This window comes from Cryobacterium sp. Hb1 (assembly GCF_004403585.1).
Lineage (GTDB): Bacteria > Actinomycetota > Actinomycetes > Actinomycetales > Microbacteriaceae > Cryobacterium > Cryobacterium lyxosi.
In genome coordinates this window covers 229,052-245,208 of sequence record NZ_SOHI01000027.1, presented here as the reverse complement: position 1 = coordinate 245,208, position 16,157 = coordinate 229,052, and the positions used below count along the sequence as shown (strand labels likewise).

Genomic DNA, 16,157 nt, shown 5'->3' with positions numbered 1-16,157 from the left:
ATGGTCGCAACCCGGTCTTGGAGCGATACACCACCTTTGGCAAACTGCCGCGTGACTCTCCCCCGGCGGTAGTCGCCGGTGTATTCTCAAAACATGCATCTCGTACCGGGAGCCAAATCGAAGCCGCCAGATGACGCGGCGCGTCTCGCCCTGTTCGGTCCTGCGGTATTCGGTTTTGTGAATCAACCGCGCCTCCAGGAACGCGGATGGAGCTGGTACGGCAACCATGGCCACACGCTGGAAGCCCAGGCACATTACTGGCTAGCCGACCCGTCTGGTAATTTCTGGTTCGAAGATTCTCCAGCCGGTCCGGTCGGCATCGCCGAACTGCGCGGATTCGTCTTCACGGACGTGCCCGGTTCCACCAATCGCGGGGGCGATCCGATCCGGGATGCCCTCGACCAACACCTGCAGTATGTCGTGATGAACTATGCCAAAAACCCCTACGATTTCGGGTCGCAATTGTGGGCCGACCGGCACACTCAACAGCAGTCCGAAATTGAACTCGCGCTTGCCCACCGGTCGAACCTGGTCGTTGACGATACTGCCTTACCCGCCATTACGGTGACAGCCTCGGACTTTACTGCCACGGGTATGGCCCTGGCCGGCCGAGTAGTGACCGTCGTCATCCATTCGGCCGACGTTGCCAAGATCGACAACCGACTGTCACGTCGGGTCTAACCTCGACCGAGGACGGCACGAAGAGCCTAGAACGGAAGCAGCGGATCCACTCCGACGGCTACAAACAACAGTGTCAGGTACGCGATCGAGCCATGGAAGACGCGCATCGGTGACACGTGCTCGTGCCGAATCGCGAGGCTGTACAGCCGGTGCGTTTCGTAGATGAACCAGCCGCCTGTAACGAGCGCGACACAGGTGTAAAGCACGCCCATGTCGGCGATCGGAATCAGCAGCAGCGAGCACGCGACAGTGGCCCACGCGTACAGAATGACCTGTAGGCCCACCTGAGCGCGACCACGCACAACAGCGAGCATTGGAACGCCGGCGGCCAGGTAGTCGTTGCGGTACTTCATTGACAGCGGCCAGTAATGCGGCGGTGTCCACAGGAAAATGATCATAAACAGAATAACCGGCGGCCAGGACAGGTCTCCGGTCACGGCCGCCCAACCGATGAGGACGGGCATACAACCAGCTACACCGCCCCAAACAATGTTCTGGGGCGTACGACGCTTGAGAATGATCGTGTAAAAAACGACGTAGAGCACAATCGCGCCGAAGGACAGCGCGGCCGCCAGCCAGTTGGTCAGCAGGCCTAACCACAAAATGGACGCCGTACCCAGGGCCCACGCGAAGATCAGGGCTTCCCGGTCGCTGAGTTCTCCGGTGACCAGGGGGCGATTTTTAGTTCTCTTCATGAGACGGTCGATGTCACGGTCGAGATAGCAGTTGAATGCACCCGCGGATCCGGCGCTGAGCGAACCTCCTACGAGCGTCGCCAGGATTAGCCAGAGGCTTGGCATTCCCCGCTCGGCGAGAAGCATCGTGGGCGCCGTGACAACCAAGAGCAACTCGACAACTCGCGGTTTCGTCAGCGAAACATAAGCCGTGAGGGTGCGCTTCAGCGTACGTGGAGTTCTCTCGATGGTCTGAAGTGCGACGTCCATAAATCCTCGAATGCTAGGCAGTTCTCTAATTCTAGGTCACCCGGTGGCCCGTCACTGCAAATGACAGGTCACGTCATATCGACCGCCCAGCGTCTTCGATGCGTATACTTAAACAGCTCCCCACAGTGAATCAGTAGATCGGCGAGCCCCCGGGTGGGAGATGGCAGCATCTAGCAGGCCAACTCGCCGGGGGTGATATTTTGCTTGCAGTCCCGCGTGACCAACGCGCGGGTCCGTCCTGCGAGAAGGCTGCCGACGCTTGCACAACTATCAAAGGATGGGTTGAGCCCAACCCGCCTTCGCTTCAATGAAGGGTTACGTGACGTGGCAGCTTTCCAATGGAATTCCGTTGACGATCAGGCGGTCGATACCGCACGCATTCTGGCGGCCGATGCCGTTGAGAAAGTTGGGAATGGGCATCCCGGCACGGCGATGAGCCTCGCTCCGGCCGCATATCTCCTGTTTCAGAAAGTCATGCGCCGCGATCCGTCCGACAACGACTGGATCGGTCGCGATCGATTCATTCTTTCGGTCGGCCACAGCTCGCTGACTCAATACGTGCAGCTCTACCTGGGCGGCTATGGCCTCGAGCTCGACGATCTCAAGGCCCTGCGCACGTGGGGTTCCAAGACTCCCGGCCACCCGGAATACGGGCACACCGACGGCGTCGAGATCACCACCGGCCCGCTCGGCCAGGGCTTGGCATCCGCTGTTGGCTTCGCTTACGCGTCCCGCTTCGAGCGCGGCCTGTTCGACCCGGATGCCGCCACCGGCGACAGCCCGTTCGATCACTTCGTGTATGTCATCGCCGGCGATGGCGACTTGCAGGAAGGAATCACGAGCGAGGCATCCTCTCTCGCCGGCCACCAGCAGCTCGGCAATCTCATTGCCATCTACGACAGCAACCAGATCTCGATTGAAGACGACACCAACATTGCCTTCACCGAAGACGTCGCTGCTCGATACGCCGCCTACGACTGGCACGTGCAAACGGTGGATTGGAAGAAAACCGGCTCCTACGTCGAAGACGTCGCCGAGCTGAACGCGGCCATTGAAGCTGCGCAGCAGGAAACCGGCAAGCCCAGCCTGATCATCCTGAAAACGATCATCGGCTGGCCGAGCCCGAAGAAGCAGAACACCGGCAAGATCCACGGGTCAGCCCTCGGTGCCGAAGAACTCGCCGGTGTCAAGACCGTTCTCGGCTTCGACCCGGAGAAGACCTTCGACGTGGCCCCTGAAGTCATCGCTCACACCCGGCTGGCCCTCGAACGCGGTGCGACCCAGCATGCTGAGTGGACCGTACAGTTCGATGCCTGGGCCGCTTTGAACCCCGAGCGCAAGGTTCTGCTCGACCGAGTGCTTTCCGGAGATCTGCCGGACGGCGTCGACGCGGCACTCCCGGTCTTCCCTGCCGGCACCGCGGTTTCCACCCGTGCAGCCTCCGGCAAGGTACTGACCGCCCTCGGCGGCGTCATCCCGGAACTCTGGGGTGGTTCGGCGGACCTCGCCGAATCGAACAACACCACCATCGGCGGTGCGGCTTCGTTCATTCCGAGCGAGCACTCGACTGGCGAATGGACCGGCAACCCGCACGGTCGCGTGCTGCACTTCGGTATCCGTGAGCATGCCATGGCCGCGATTCTCAACGGCATCGTGCTACACGGCAACACCCGCCCGTTCGGTGGAACTTTTTTGATCTTCAGCGATTACATGCGACCGGCCGTTCGATTGGCAGCGCTCATGCGGGCGCCGTCGATCTTCGTCTGGACCCACGACTCAGTCGCTCTCGGCGAGGACGGGCCCACACACCAGCCGATCGAACAGCTCGCGACCCTGCGCGCTATCCCGGGTCTCGATGTGGTTCGTCCCGGCGACGCCAACGAAACCGCATGGGCCTGGAAGACCATTCTGGAACGCCGGGGCGGCCCGGCTGGAATCGCCCTGACCCGCCAGAACATTCCCGTCTACGACCGCGGCGAAGGCGCAGCATCCGGCGAAATCTTCGCCTCGGCGAAAAATGTCGCTCGTGGCGCCTACGTACTGGCCGAAGCGGTCGGCGGGCTCCCCGACGTGATCCTCATCGCTACCGGCTCCGAAGTACAGCTCGCCGTGGACGCACGCGCCCAGCTCGCCGCCTCGGGCATTCATGCGCGCGTGGTCAGCGCTCCCTGCCTTGAATGGTTTGAAGAACAAAGCATCGAATACCGCGAGTCAGTGCTGCCTTCCGCCGTCACGGCACGGGTGTCGGTTGAAGCCGGCCTGGCGCTGACCTGGCGTGGCTACGTCGGCGATGCGGGCCGCAGCATCTCGATCGAACACTTCGGGGCATCCGCTGACTACCAGACGCTGTTCCGCGAATTCGGCATCACCACCGAAGCTGTAGTTGCCGCCGCTCAGGAATCAATTAGCGCAGCCTGACGTTGCCCTCCTAGTACGGGGCCAGCACCGCACTTCACCAACCTCTCCACACACCGCACGATCCAGCTGCCTGACGGCAGCACGACCAGGAGATTTCAACAATGACAAATCCGACCCCCCTCTCCCAGCTGTCCGCAGCGGGCGTCAGCATCTGGCTCGACGACCTCTCCCGCGAACGCATCAACTCCGGTGGACTCCAAGACCTGATCAAGAACAGCAATGTCGTCGGCGTCACGACCAACCCAACGATCTTCGCCGGTGCCCTGGCCAAGGGCGAGGCGTACACCGAGCAGGTCGCAACCCTCGCGGCCGCCGGTTCGAACGTGACCGACGCCGTCTTTGCCATCACCACGGACGACGTCGCTGCTGCCTGCGATATCTTTCGCCCGGTCTACGACTCGACGAACGGCCAGGATGGACGCGTCTCGATCGAGGTTGAGCCGAGCCTCGCACGCGATGCAGCTGGCACAGTCGCCGAAGCCCAGAAGCTTTGGGCTAAAGTCAACCGGCCCAACGCGATGATCAAGATTCCGGCGACGGTCGAGGGCCTGGAAGCCATCACGGCGACGATCGCCCTCGGCATCAGCGTCAACGTCACCCTGATCTTCAGCCTCGAGCGCCACCGCCAGGTCATCAACGCCTACCTGGCCGGCCTCGAGCAGGCCAAGGCTGCCGGTTTCGACCTCTCCACGATTCACTCCGTTGCCTCGTTCTTCGTCTCGCGCGTCGACTCTGAGATCAACGCCCGCCTCGAAGTTATCGGCACCCCCGAAGCCCTTGCTCTCAAGAGCAAGGCTGGCGTCGCCAATGCCCAGCTCGCTTACCAGGTTTACGAGCAGGCGTTCAGCAGTGAGCGCGCCCTCGGCCTGATCAAGGCCGGGGCGACCAAGCAACGTCCTCTCTGGGCTTCGACCGGCGTCAAGGATGCCAGCCTTCCGGACACCCTGTACGTCACCGAACTGGTCGCCCCCGAAGTCGTCAACACGATGCCGGAGAAGACCATGCAGGCGGCGGCCGACCACGGAGTCATCCCGGCCGACTCGGTGACCGGCTCGTATGCAGCCGCAAACGCGGTACTCGATGCGCTGTCTGCACAGGGTGTCTCATACGACGACGTCACTCGCTTGCTTGAAGAGGAAGGTCTGTCGAAGTTCGAGGTGTCGTGGAACGAACTGCTCGACACCGTACAGACGGCCCTCACCTCCGCCTCGACCCCTTCGGTCGCGTAATGAGCTTTCGAATCTCGGTGAGCGGTGCCGCAGCCGATGCGGTGCGCGCCACAGTACCTACCCTGATCACAGACCTAGTCGCGTCCGGAATCACCGCCCAGGACCCCTCGCTGTGGGGTCCGGCAGTCGAAGCCGAAGCCGCGGTGCGTCTCGGCTGGACGGAGTCTGTCACCGTATCCCGCCCGCTCGTGGCCGAAATTGTGGAACTGCGGGCCGCCCTCCAAGCCCACGGTGTCACCCAGATCGCACTCGCCGGAATGGGCGGATCGTCGCTCGCTCCCGAGGTCATCACCCGCACCGCGGGAGTGAACCTCACTGTGCTCGACGCGACCGACCCCGGTCAAGTCCTATCCGCGTTGAACGACAATCTGGCCGGAACGGCACTCGTCGTCTCGTCTAAGAGCGGCTCAACCGTTGAAACCGACAGCCAACGTCGCGTGTTCGAGCGCGCGTTCCGGGATATCGGAATCGACCCGGCCGACCGCATCATCGTCGTGACCGACCCGGGGTCGCCGCTCGAGGCATCCGCCCGAGAAGCTGGTTACCGCGTGTTCAACGCCGACCCCACAGTCGGCGGACGCTACTCGGCGCTGACCGCGTTCGGTCTCGTTCCGTCAGGCTTGGCCGGTGTTGACATTGGAGCGCTCCTCGACGAAGCCGAATCCATCTCGCTGGCATTGGCCGCTGATTCCCCCGAGAATCCGGGCCTCGTGCTCGGAGCGGCGATCGCCGCGACCAGCCCTCGTCGGGACAAGCTCGCCATCGTCTCGGACGGTACCCACATTGTGGGCTTCCCTGACTGGGTCGAACAACTCATCGCAGAATCCACCGGCAAGCTCGGCACCGGCATTCTGCCGGTTGTTCTCGAACTCAACGCTCCCGAGCTGACCGAGGTACTACCGGACCTGCAGCTCGTGCGGGTTGTGGCCGACGCCGGCACCGATCTTTTCGCTGAAACCGGCGACGAGGTTCGCGTCAGCGGAAGCCTCGGAGCACAGTTTTTGGTCTGGGAATACGCGACCGTCGTCGCCGGCCGTTTACTCGGCATCAACCCGTTCGACCAGCCAGACGTGGAGTCCGCCAAGATTGCCACGCGCGGGCTGCTTGACGCCCGTCCAGCGCCGGAACCGGCCGCCTTCATCGCGGACGGTATCGAAGTGCGTGGCACGCCGCACGTTATCGGTGCGGCGAGCGATCTCGCCTCGGCAATCGACGCGCTGCTTGAAGAACTCGGCCCCGACGGTTATGTTGCTGTCCAGGCCTACGTAGACCGGCTGGCCCTGCCGGAACTGGCCGAGATTCGCAACAAGCTCACCATGCTCTCGAAGCGTCCGGTCACGTTCGGCTGGGGACCACGCTTTCTGCACTCCACCGGACAGTTCCACAAGGGCGGGCCGGCAACGGCCGTGTACCTGCAGATTCTGGCCACGCCGGCGAAAGACCTCGACGTCCCCGAGCGCCCCTTCACGTTTGGCGAACTGATTCAGGCGCAGGCCAGTGGCGACGCGAGTGTGCTCGCCGAACACGGGCGGCCGGTGTTGACGTTGACCCTGACGCAACCCAAGCAGAATATCTCCACATTGTTCAAGGCTTTGGCCTAAAAAAAAACGTACAAACCGAACACTTGGTTGGTTCTTCGCAGGCGGAGCCCAGTGAGGAACCAACCAAGCTAACGGATAAGTTTCTGCGCAGCACCCCGTTGCCTGCGTTCTCGACTTTCCCGCACTGAACCGTTAAAGGAGTTGCATGTCCCCGGTGGAAATTACCCCGGAGTTTAATCCGCTCAGGTCGCCATCCGACTATCGACTGAATCGTATCGCCGGGCCGTCCAGCCTCGTGATTTTCGGCGTAACCGGTGACCTTGCGCGCAAGAAACTCATGCCTGCGGTCTATGACCTCGCAAATCGAGGCTTACTGCCACCCGGATTCGCCCTCGTCGGGTTTGCCCGCCGAGACTGGGACAACGAAGACTTCATGGAAGTCGTGCATGATGCCGTGAAGGAACATGCCCGTACAGAGTTCCACGAGGATGTTTGGGCGCAGCTGGCCGAAGGCATCCGTTTCGTTTCTGGCACCTTTGACGATGACGAAGCATTCACGCGCCTCAGCCAGACCATTGACGAGTTGGACCGTGAGCGTGGCACGATGGGCAACCACGCGTTCTACCTGGCCATTCCGCCCAAGGCTTTTCCACAAGTGACAGAGCAGCTGCGCCGCTCCGGCTTGGCCGAGCAGAAAAATGGGCAGTGGCGACGCGTCGTCATCGAGAAGCCGTTCGGCAGTGACCTGACCACTGCACGGCAGCTCAACGACGTCGTCGAGTCGGTCTTTCCTCCGGACTCGGTCTTTCGGATCGACCACTACCTCGGTAAGGAGACGGTGCAAAATATTCTTGCGCTGCGCTTCGCCAACGAGATGTTCGAACCGCTCTGGAATGCCAACCACGTCGAACACGTGCAGATCACCATGGCTGAAGACATCGGCGTGGGAGGTCGGGCCGGCTACTATGACGGTATTGGTGCTGCCCGCGACGTGATCCAGAACCACCTGCTGCAGCTTCTCGCGCTCACGGCCATGGAAGAACCGATCTCCTTCGACGCTGCCGACCTGCGCGCCGAGAAGGAAAAGGTACTCGCCTCGGTTCGACTCCCCGCTGACCTCGGTGAGGGCACCGCCCGCGGGCAGTATGCCGGTGGCTGGCAGGGCGGAGAAAAGGTCGTCGGGTTCCTGGAGGAAGACGGCATGAACCCCGATTCCGTCACCGAAACCTACGCCGCCATGCGGCTGACAATCGACACCCGACGCTGGGCTGGTGTTCCGTTCTATCTGCGCGCCGGTAAACGCCTCGGACGTCGTGTGACGGAAATTGCCGTGGTCTTCAAACGAGCACCGCAATACCTGTTCGCACCGGGCCAGACCGCCGAACTCGGCCACAACGCCCTGGTTATTCGGGTGCAGCCCGACGAAGGCGTCACCATCCGTTTTGGATCGAAAGTTCCGGGTGTCGTCATGCAGGTTCGCGACGTGACCATGGACTTCGGTTACGGACATGCTTTCACCGAGGCGAGCCCCGAAGCGTACGAGAGACTCATCCTCGACGTACTTCTTGGCGACCCGCCCTTGTTCCCGCGCCACGAGGAGGTCGAATTGTCTTGGAAGATTCTCGACCCGATCGAAGAGTATTGGGCTACGCAAGGACAGCCAGAACCCTATCGTCCCGGAACCTGGGGACCCACATCCGCTGACGACCTGCTGGCCCGCGACGGCCGAACCTGGAGGCGACCATGATCGTTGATCTGCCCAACACCACGACCGCGAAAATATCGAAGACGCTCGTGCGTATTCGCGAGGAGGGCGGTGCCGTTGCCCTCGGGCGGGTGCTGACCCTGATCATCGCGTCACAGCTCGGAAACGAGGAAGAGGCCATCGAAGCGGCCAACGACGCGTCGAGGGAACACCCGATGCGCGTCATCGTCGTGTCAACGCAGGAACACGATGCGGCTAATGCCGTTGCGCGGGTTGATGCAGAGATTCGCGTCGGAGGCGACGCTGGTGCGAGCGAAGTCATCGTCTTGCGTGTTTACGGGGATGCCGCCGCCGACCCGGAGAGCCTGGTTACCGGTCTGCTGCTGTCGGATGCGCCGGTTGTCGCCTGGTGGCCCGGCACGGCCCCCGCCGTTCCCAGTGACTCCCCTATCGGCCGGATCGCCTATCGACGCATTACGGATGCCTCAGCCCAGCCAGACCCACAGGCAGCACTGCGCGAGCTCTCCGGCAGCTACCGGCCAGGAGACAACGACTTTGCCTGGACTCGGCTGACGCTCTGGCGCGCCCAACTCGCCGCGGTTCTGGATCAGCCCCCCTACGAGCCGATCATCGGTATTCAAGTCATTGGCGCAGCGGCGTCCCCCTCGACGACGCTACTCGCCGCGTGGCTCCAGATGCAGCTGCAGGTACCCGTGGAGTGCAAGCTGACAACCGGCCCCCTGGCTAATGGTGTGCACGGCGTGCATCTGCAGCGAGCGTCGGGAACGATATCACTCGAACGCGAGATTCCTGATATCGCCACACTCAGCCAGCCTGGGCAGCCGTTGCAGGACCTGACACTCAAGCGTCGCAGCCTGCGGGACTGTCTGGCCGACGAGCTGCGCCGCCTCGACCCCGATGAGCTGTATGGTGAGGTCATCACCCGCGGGTTATCGCAACTCAAAAAAGTGGTGAGCCAGTAGACCGGAGCCTAACCGTGACAAATGACCGACGCGTGCTACTGCACCAGAACAAGCACGCCCTAGCCGCGTCGGTCGCTGCACGGTTCCTGACGAATATGGTGGACGTTCTGCACCAGCAGGAGGAGGCGAATGTCGTACTCACCGGTGGTTCCGTTGGTATCGCTGTTCTGGCTGCCGTCAACGAATCGCCCGCCCGCGACACGATCGACTGGTCGCGGGTTAATTTCTGGTGGGGCGACGAACGTTGGTTGCCACGCACCGATCCGGAGCGCAATGAATTGCAAGCGCGCGAAGCGCTCCTGGACCACATTTCGGTACCGCCAGAGAATATTCACGCCTTCGGAGCATCGGATGATGCGGTCGAAGCCGGTACGGACGCGCTCGATGCTGCGGCCGCACGGTATACGGCGGAGTTACTGGGTCGTGCCCCTAATGGGGCCCAGTACCCCCGAATCGATGTGATGTTACTCGGAGTCGGACCGGACGGACACATTGCGTCGTTGTTCCCACACCGATCGGGTATTCGCGAGCGTGAAGCCAGTGTCGTCGCCGTCCGCGACTCCCCCAAGCCGCCGGCCGCCCGACTATCGTTGACCCGCCCCGTGATCAACTCCTCGGATCGCGTCTGGCTGGTGCTGGCTGGCTCGGACAAGGCATCGGCGCTCGGGCTAGCCCTCGCCGGAGCCAGCCGCGACGAGGTACCCGCCGCAGGAATCAAAGGCCGTTACCGCACGGTGTTCTTCGTTGACAACGACGCAGCAGCACAAGTGCCCGAAAGCCTCATCGCTCCCGGCTACTAGATTCGCGCCATCCGTTTACCCCTCGCCCACCATCGGCGTGATCGGATACAAAAAACACCGGTTCTCGAAAAATCGAGAACCGGTGTTGTGCGCACTCGCGTCAGTTCGTCGGTGATAACTTGCCACGACGAACGCGCAGCTGGTTGAGGGCCTCTTCGAGCAGCGAATCGGCCTCTTCTTCGGTCCGGCGCTCCTTGACGTAGGCGAGGTGCGTTTTGTACGGCTCGAGCTTCACGACCGACGGAGGATTCTCCTTGTCGCGCCCGGCCGGCAGCCCCGAGGATGGGCAATCGATGGTGACGGGAATTTCTTCGTCCGGCAAGCTTGCCGCAAAGTACCGCACGGTTTCATTTCCATGCGCATCCCAGTACGAGATTTTGATGCGGTCCGCGTGAAAACCACGGTCCTGCTCGCCCATGGGGCCCGCGCCTACACGCGAGCCACGAATTGCGCTTCCGCCTGATGCCATCTTGTTCCTCCGTTGACTCGTGCAGTTGTGGGCTGCAAATTCGAGCTGTTATTGGTGTGACTGCTGTTGTGATGTACCGTCAAAATCTGTGCCCGGAAAACTCAGGGTAACCCCGCGCGGGGCGAAAAGTTAAGCCCCTGTGTCGAACTTGGTGATCAATCCGAGTACTACGATGCAGGAGATCCACAGCAGACCCAGAATGACCGTGATGCGATTGAGGTTGCGTTCGGCAACGCCCGACGCCCCCAGGTTGGAAGTTACGCCGCCGCCGAACATGTCCGACAATCCACCGCCCCGTCCCTTATGCAACAGAATGAGCATGGTGAGCAGGAGGCTCGTGATACCAACGAGCACCTGCATGACGACCTGGAGAATCTCCACACGAAACCTTTCAAAACACGGTGGGCGCAACTCGCGCGCCAAGACCATCGTAATTATACTCTGCAGGCAGAGCGAGATGGTTGCTGGACGGGCAACCATCTCGCTGCTCACTGTCGGGTGCGCTGCGGCCTAGAGGCCGACGTGCTTCTGGTACCGAATAATGCTGGAAAATTCCGCAATATCCAAGCTCGCACCACCAACGAGGGCACCATCGACATTGGGCTCCCGCATGAACGCGGCGATGTTGGTGCTCTTGACCGAACCGCCGTAGAGGATGCGGGTCTTGTCGGCGACGTCCTGCCCGAGGGTGTCGGAGAGAACCCCACGCAATGCGGCCGCTACCTGCTCGGCCTGCTCCGGAGTGGCGGCCTGGCCGGACCCAATGGCCCAGACGGGCTCATAGGCCACGACAATGTCCACCGCGTTCGTGACGCCCGCCAGAGCGGCACGCAGCTGGGCGACCGGAACCGCACTGGGACCGTGAACGGCGAGGTCCTCGGCGCTCTCACCGACGCAAATCAGCGGCACGAGGTTGTGCTTGAGGGCGGCGGTCACCTTGGCGGCGACCTGCTCATCAGACTCGTTGTGCAGGGTGCGGCGTTCGGAGTGACCGATGATGACGTATTGGCACTCCAGCTGAGCGAGGAAGGCACCCGAAATCTCACCGGTGTACGCTCCCGAATCGTGCGCTGAGACGTCTTGCGCACCGAAGGCGAGCGGAAGCTTGTCCGCCGAGATGAGGGTCTGCACGCTGCGCAGATCCGTGAACGGAGGGAACACGGCTACCTCAACCGCGGCGGTGTCGTGGCCGGCATCCTTGAGATTCCAAGCGAGCTTCTGCACGAAAGCAATCGCCTGGAGGTGGTCCAGGTTCATTTTCCAGTTGCCCGCGATCAGCGGTGTTCGCCGAGGGTTGATGTTCATTGCCATCCGAGGACCTCCAGTCCTGGGAGACGCTTGCCTTCGAGAAATTCGAGGCTTGCGCCGCCGCCGGTAGAAATATGACCGAATTGGTCGTCGTTGAAGCCGAGAATGCGCACAGCAGCGGCGGAGTCGCCACCACCGACCACGCTGAGGCCGGTGACCTCGGTGAGCGCGGCGGCCACGGTTCGGGTGCCCTCCGCGAACGGTGCCAGTTCGAAAACACCCATGGGGCCGTTCCAGAATACCGTCTTCGATGCTCGAATAATCTCGGCGAATGCTTGAGCGGTATCCGGCCCGATGTCCAGGCCGAGACCATTCGCACCGAAGGGGGTGTCCTCGATTCCCTCTGCCGGGGTGGTCACGTGCTCAGCGTCGGCGCCGAACTTTGAGGCGACCACTACATCTGTCGGGAGCACAATTCTCACTCCAAGACGTTCGGCTTCGGTCAGATATCCACGAACCGTCTCAATTTGGTCACTTTCCAAGAGACTGGCACCAACCTTGTGCCCCTGGGCGGCCAAAAAGGTAAACAGCATGCCACCGCCAATCAGCAGCGAGTTCACCCGCGGCAGCAGGTGTCCGATGACGCCGAGCTTGTCGCTCACTTTCGAACCCCCAAGGATGACCGTGTACGGCGCGTGCGGCTTTTCGGTGAGCTGATCGAGCACGCCGAGTTCGGCGGCGATGAGCAGGCCGGCAGCGCTTGGAAGCAGCGTGGCCAGATCGAACACGCTAGCCTGCTTGCGGTGTACGACGCCAAAGCCATCGGAGACGAGTGCGTCGCCAAGCAGTGCGAGTTTGTGCGCGAAGGCGAGGCGCTCGGCATCCACTGTGCTGGTTTCACCGGCATTGAAGCGCAGGTTCTCCAGAACGACGATGTTCCCGTTCTGCAAGGCCGCGACGGCCTGCGTGGCCGAGTCGCCGACGGTGTCGGCGGCGAAGGCCACGGGGTGCTTCACCAGTTCGCTCAGGCGGGCGGCGACGGGCCTCAGGCTGTATTGGGGGTCAACGGCCCCGCCGGGGCGCCCGAGGTGAGAAACAATCACCACGCGGGCGCCCTGGGCGACGAGGGCGTTGAGAGTGGGCAGTGACGCCCGCACTCGTCCGTCGTCGGTGATCTGCCCGTCTTTCAACGGAACATTCAGGTCGAAGCGGACTATAACCCGCTTGCCGGTCAACGAACCGAGCGAGTCAATCGTGCGTAACGTCACCGCGAGGCCGTTAGAGTCGCTCGGCGACGAACTCGGTGAGGTCAACGAGACGGTTGGAGTAACCCCACTCGTTGTCGTACCACGAGGCGACCTTGACCTGATCGCCGATCACCTTGGTCAGGCCGGCATCGAAGACCGAGGAGTGCGGGTCGCCGACGATGTCACTGGACACAATCGGGTCCTCGGTATAGCTGAGAATGCCTTTGAGCGGGCCATCGGCCGCAGCCTTGTATGCGGCGTTCACTTCTGCGACCGTTACCGCACGGGAGGCGGTGAGGGTGAGGTCCGTGATCGAGCCGGTCGGAACCGGAACGCGCAGCGCATAACCGTCGAGCTTGCCAATGCTCTCCGGGATGACCAGGCCAAGAGCCTTAGCGGCACCGGTGGAGGTCGGGATGATGTTCAGCGCAGCGGCACGGGCACGACGCAGGTCACTGTGCGGCCCGTCCTGGAGGTTCTGGTCTGCCGTGTAGGCGTGGATGGTGGTCATGAGGCCACGCTCAATGCCGAAGTTGTCGAGGAAAACCTTGACAAGCGGCGCGAGGCAGTTCGTCGTGCAGGACGCGTTCGAGATAATGTCGTGGATCGCAGAATCATACGTGTCTTCGTTCACACCGAGCACGAGCGTTGCCACGTCAGCACCCGTCGCCGGGGCCGAGACAATGACCTTTTTGGCACCGGCAGCGATGTGCTTCTGCGCATCGACGGCCTTCGTGAAACGGCCGGTGGATTCGATGACAATTTCAACACCCAGGGTGCCCCACGGCAGGTTGGCCGGGTCGCGCTCGGCGAGCACCTTGATGGTCTTGCCGTTGACGATGATGTTGTCACTGTCGACCTCGACGGTGGCGTTCAGGCGACCACCGACAGAGTCGTACTTGAGCAAGTGGGCGAGCGACGCGGGGTCGCTGAGGTCGTTGACGGCGACAATTTCGATGTCACTACCCTTGGCAAGGGCGGCTCGGAAGTAGTTTCGACCAATTCGGCCAAAACCGTTGATGCCGATCTTTACGGACACAAATAGCTCCTGTTGTTGAAAAAGGCGCCGAAGGCGCGATGAAAAAATGCAAACGAACGTTGGTGCCCCGTGTCGCCCGGGGCACCAACAGCCTACGAGAGTAGTAGCAGGCCGTTCGTCTTCTCGCGTGCGACGGTGAAGCGCTCCTGCACGTTTGCCCAGTTGGCAATGTTCCAGAAGGCCTTGATGTAGTCAGCGCGCACGTTGCGGTAGTCGAGGTAATAGGCGTGCTCCCACACGTCGAGCATGAGAACTGGAACCGTACCGGCAGCGAAGTTGGACTGCTGGTCGAAAAACTGCTGGATGATCAGACGCTGACCGATGGAGTCCCACGCGAGCACGGCCCAGCCGGAGCCCTGCACACCGAGCGCGGCAGCGGTGAAGTGCGCCTGGAACTTGTCGAATGATCCAAAGTTGTCATCGATTGCGGCCGCGAGCTCGCCAACGGGCTTGTCGCCGCCGTTCGGGGACAGGTTGGTCCAAAAAATGGAATGGTTGACGTGACCGCCGAGGTTGAAGGCGAGGTCTTTCTGGAGCTTGTTCACGTTGGCGAGGCTTCCGCTGTCTCGGGCCTCCGCGAGCTGGGCAAGTGCCGTGTTGGCGCCGGTGACGTAAGCCTGGTGGTGCTTGCCATGGTGAAGTTCCATGATGGTGCCGCTGATGCTGGGCTCGAGAGCCGCGTAATCATAATCAAGGGTGGGCAGGGTGTATTCAGCCATTACTTTTCTCCTTGTGAGTTATGCCACCGTACCGGGTGCGGCGGCGTTGAAAGCGACAATTCAGTCTAACCGCGCGCGTTCGAAGTCACAGAATTCATGACCTCGCGCACCGTCACGGTTCGATTCAGACGGGCGCTACGTCATCGGGATGAATCGGATAGCCGACGTCGGTGCCTTCGACGCCGAGTTCGACCGCTTTTTTGTCTGCCATAGCGAGCAGGCGTCGAATTCGGCCGGCGACGGCGTCCTTGGTCATGGGCGGATCGGCGTGGTGGCCGAGCTCGTCGAGGCTGGAGTCACGAAAGTTCAGACGCAGGTCTCCCGCGTAGCGCAGGTGCTCGGGGATATCCTCGCCGAGGATATCCATCGCTCGCTGCACCCGGGTGCAGGCCGCAACCGCTGCTTCGGCGGAACGACGCAGGTTGGCGTCATCAAAGTTGACTAATCGGTTTGCTGTGGCCCGCACTTCGCGGCGTTGGCGCAAGGTTTCCCAGTTGAGCACCGTGTTGGTGGCACCCATGTGAACGAGCATCGCCCCTATGGCGTCGCCATCGCGGATGACGACGCGGTGCACCCCCCGGACTTCGCGCGCCTTGGCCGCGACGCCGAGGCGTCCGGCCGCTCCGACGAGTGCCATGGCTGCCTCGTTGCCGGGACAGACGACCTCAAGCGCCGCCGATCGGCCCGGATCGGTCAGGGTGCCATGGGCGAGGAAAGCGCCGCGCCAGACGGCGGCGATTTCTTCCTTCGAGCCCGTGGTCAGACGGTTGGGCAGACCGCGAATCGGGCGGCGGCGGGCATCCAGCAGGCCGGTTTGTCGCGCCAGTGTCTCGCCTCCCTCGATCACCTGGACGAGGTAATGGCTGGACTGACGGATGCCGGTGGCCGCGATGACCTGCAGAGCGCTGCGTACCCCATAGAGTTCAGCGAGATCTTTGCGCACCCTTCGAGCCAAGATGGCAGTGTCGAGTTCGGACTCGATCGCGATGCGGCTGCTGATCATGTGTAATCCGCCGGAGAACCGGAGAATCGTGGCCAGTTCGGCCGCGCGCACGGTGGTCTTGGAGACCTCCACGCGCGAAAGTTCATCTTTAACGTCGGCGGTGAGTGCCAATCGCTTTTCCATTCTGTTGA

15 protein-coding genes are annotated in these 16,157 nt (G+C 62.1%); 7 read left to right on the top strand and 8 right to left on the bottom strand.

What is annotated here, in order from left to right; all coding sequences use genetic code 11:
• Positions 1 to 93: 93 nt before the first annotated feature.
• On the top strand, positions 94 to 681 hold the full coding sequence (locus E3T38_RS10510; protein ID WP_134548162.1) for a hypothetical protein: 588 nt from the start codon (positions 94 to 96) through the stop codon (positions 679 to 681).
• Between the two features lie 26 nt (positions 682 to 707).
• Here E3T38_RS10510 and E3T38_RS10505 read toward each other — a convergent pair whose 3' ends face one another.
• Positions 708 to 1,625 carry a heme o synthase gene (locus E3T38_RS10505; RefSeq protein WP_134548161.1) on the bottom strand — a complete coding sequence of 306 codons (918 nt, stop codon included), beginning with the start codon at positions 1,623 to 1,625 and terminating at the stop codon, positions 708 to 710.
• A 324-nt stretch (positions 1,626 to 1,949) separates the two neighbouring features.
• On the opposite strand from E3T38_RS10505, the gene tkt reads away from it, so the two are divergent.
• The 6 genes from tkt to pgl all read left to right on the top strand — a co-directional run bounded on the left by tkt (position 1,950) and on the right by pgl (position 10,301).
• Positions 1,950 to 4,043 (top strand): transketolase, encoded by a 2,094-nt coding sequence (gene tkt / locus E3T38_RS10500; protein WP_134548160.1) that lies wholly within the window; start codon positions 1,950 to 1,952, stop codon positions 4,041 to 4,043.
• A gap of 101 nt (positions 4,044 to 4,144) precedes the next feature.
• Positions 4,145 to 5,272 carry a transaldolase gene (gene tal / locus E3T38_RS10495; protein ID WP_134548159.1) on the top strand — a complete coding sequence of 376 codons (1,128 nt, stop codon included), beginning with the start codon at positions 4,145 to 4,147 and terminating at the stop codon, positions 5,270 to 5,272.
• On the top strand, positions 5,272 to 6,873 hold the full coding sequence (locus E3T38_RS10490; RefSeq protein WP_134548158.1) for a glucose-6-phosphate isomerase: 1,602 nt from the start codon (positions 5,272 to 5,274) through the stop codon (positions 6,871 to 6,873). Before tal ends, E3T38_RS10490 begins: the two co-directional genes overlap by 1 nt.
• Before the next feature lie 145 nt (positions 6,874 to 7,018).
• Positions 7,019 to 8,560 (top strand): glucose-6-phosphate dehydrogenase, encoded by a 1,542-nt coding sequence (gene zwf, locus E3T38_RS10485; protein WP_104197982.1) that lies wholly within the window; start codon positions 7,019 to 7,021, stop codon positions 8,558 to 8,560.
• The gene (locus E3T38_RS10480) at positions 8,557 to 9,501 is read left to right on the top strand and encodes a glucose-6-phosphate dehydrogenase assembly protein OpcA (RefSeq protein WP_134548157.1); all 945 of its coding nucleotides are present in this window, start codon (positions 8,557 to 8,559) and stop codon (positions 9,499 to 9,501) included. The genes zwf and E3T38_RS10480 overlap by 4 nt, the downstream gene beginning before the upstream one ends.
• 14 nt (positions 9,502 to 9,515) lie before the next feature.
• On the top strand, positions 9,516 to 10,301 hold the full coding sequence (gene pgl, locus E3T38_RS10475; protein ID WP_104197980.1) for a 6-phosphogluconolactonase: 786 nt from the start codon (positions 9,516 to 9,518) through the stop codon (positions 10,299 to 10,301).
• Between the two features lie 100 nt (positions 10,302 to 10,401).
• On the opposite strand, the gene E3T38_RS10470 is transcribed toward pgl, so the two are convergent.
• The 7 genes from E3T38_RS10470 to whiA all read right to left on the bottom strand — a co-directional run bounded on the left by E3T38_RS10470 (position 10,402) and on the right by whiA (position 16,137).
• Positions 10,402 to 10,770, bottom strand: coding sequence for an RNA polymerase-binding protein RbpA (locus E3T38_RS10470; protein WP_104197979.1), 369 nt, complete (start codon positions 10,768 to 10,770; stop codon positions 10,402 to 10,404).
• Positions 10,771 to 10,899: 129 nt separating this feature from the next.
• The gene (gene secG, locus E3T38_RS10465) at positions 10,900 to 11,151 is read right to left on the bottom strand and encodes a preprotein translocase subunit SecG (RefSeq protein ID WP_092340102.1); all 252 of its coding nucleotides are present in this window, start codon (positions 11,149 to 11,151) and stop codon (positions 10,900 to 10,902) included.
• 129 nt (positions 11,152 to 11,280) lie between these two features.
• Complete coding sequence (tpiA, locus tag E3T38_RS10460) at positions 11,281 to 12,075, bottom strand: triose-phosphate isomerase (RefSeq protein ID WP_134548156.1); 795 nt, start codon at positions 12,073 to 12,075, stop codon at positions 11,281 to 11,283.
• Positions 12,072 to 13,286 carry a phosphoglycerate kinase gene (pgk, locus tag E3T38_RS10455; protein ID WP_134548155.1) on the bottom strand — a complete coding sequence of 405 codons (1,215 nt, stop codon included), beginning with the start codon at positions 13,284 to 13,286 and terminating at the stop codon, positions 12,072 to 12,074. Before pgk ends, tpiA begins: the two co-directional genes overlap by 4 nt.
• Positions 13,287 to 13,296: 10 nt before the next feature.
• On the bottom strand, positions 13,297 to 14,304 hold the full coding sequence (gene gap / locus E3T38_RS10450) for a type I glyceraldehyde-3-phosphate dehydrogenase (RefSeq protein ID WP_134548154.1): 1,008 nt from the start codon (positions 14,302 to 14,304) through the stop codon (positions 13,297 to 13,299).
• A gap of 92 nt (positions 14,305 to 14,396) precedes the next feature.
• Positions 14,397 to 15,023, bottom strand: a complete 627-nt coding sequence (locus tag E3T38_RS10445) for a superoxide dismutase (RefSeq protein ID WP_104197976.1) — start codon at positions 15,021 to 15,023, stop codon at positions 14,397 to 14,399.
• A 124-nt stretch (positions 15,024 to 15,147) separates the two neighbouring features.
• On the bottom strand, positions 15,148 to 16,137 hold the full coding sequence (whiA, locus tag E3T38_RS10440; RefSeq protein WP_134548153.1) for a DNA-binding protein WhiA: 990 nt from the start codon (positions 16,135 to 16,137) through the stop codon (positions 15,148 to 15,150).
• Positions 16,138 to 16,157 lie beyond the last annotated feature (20 nt).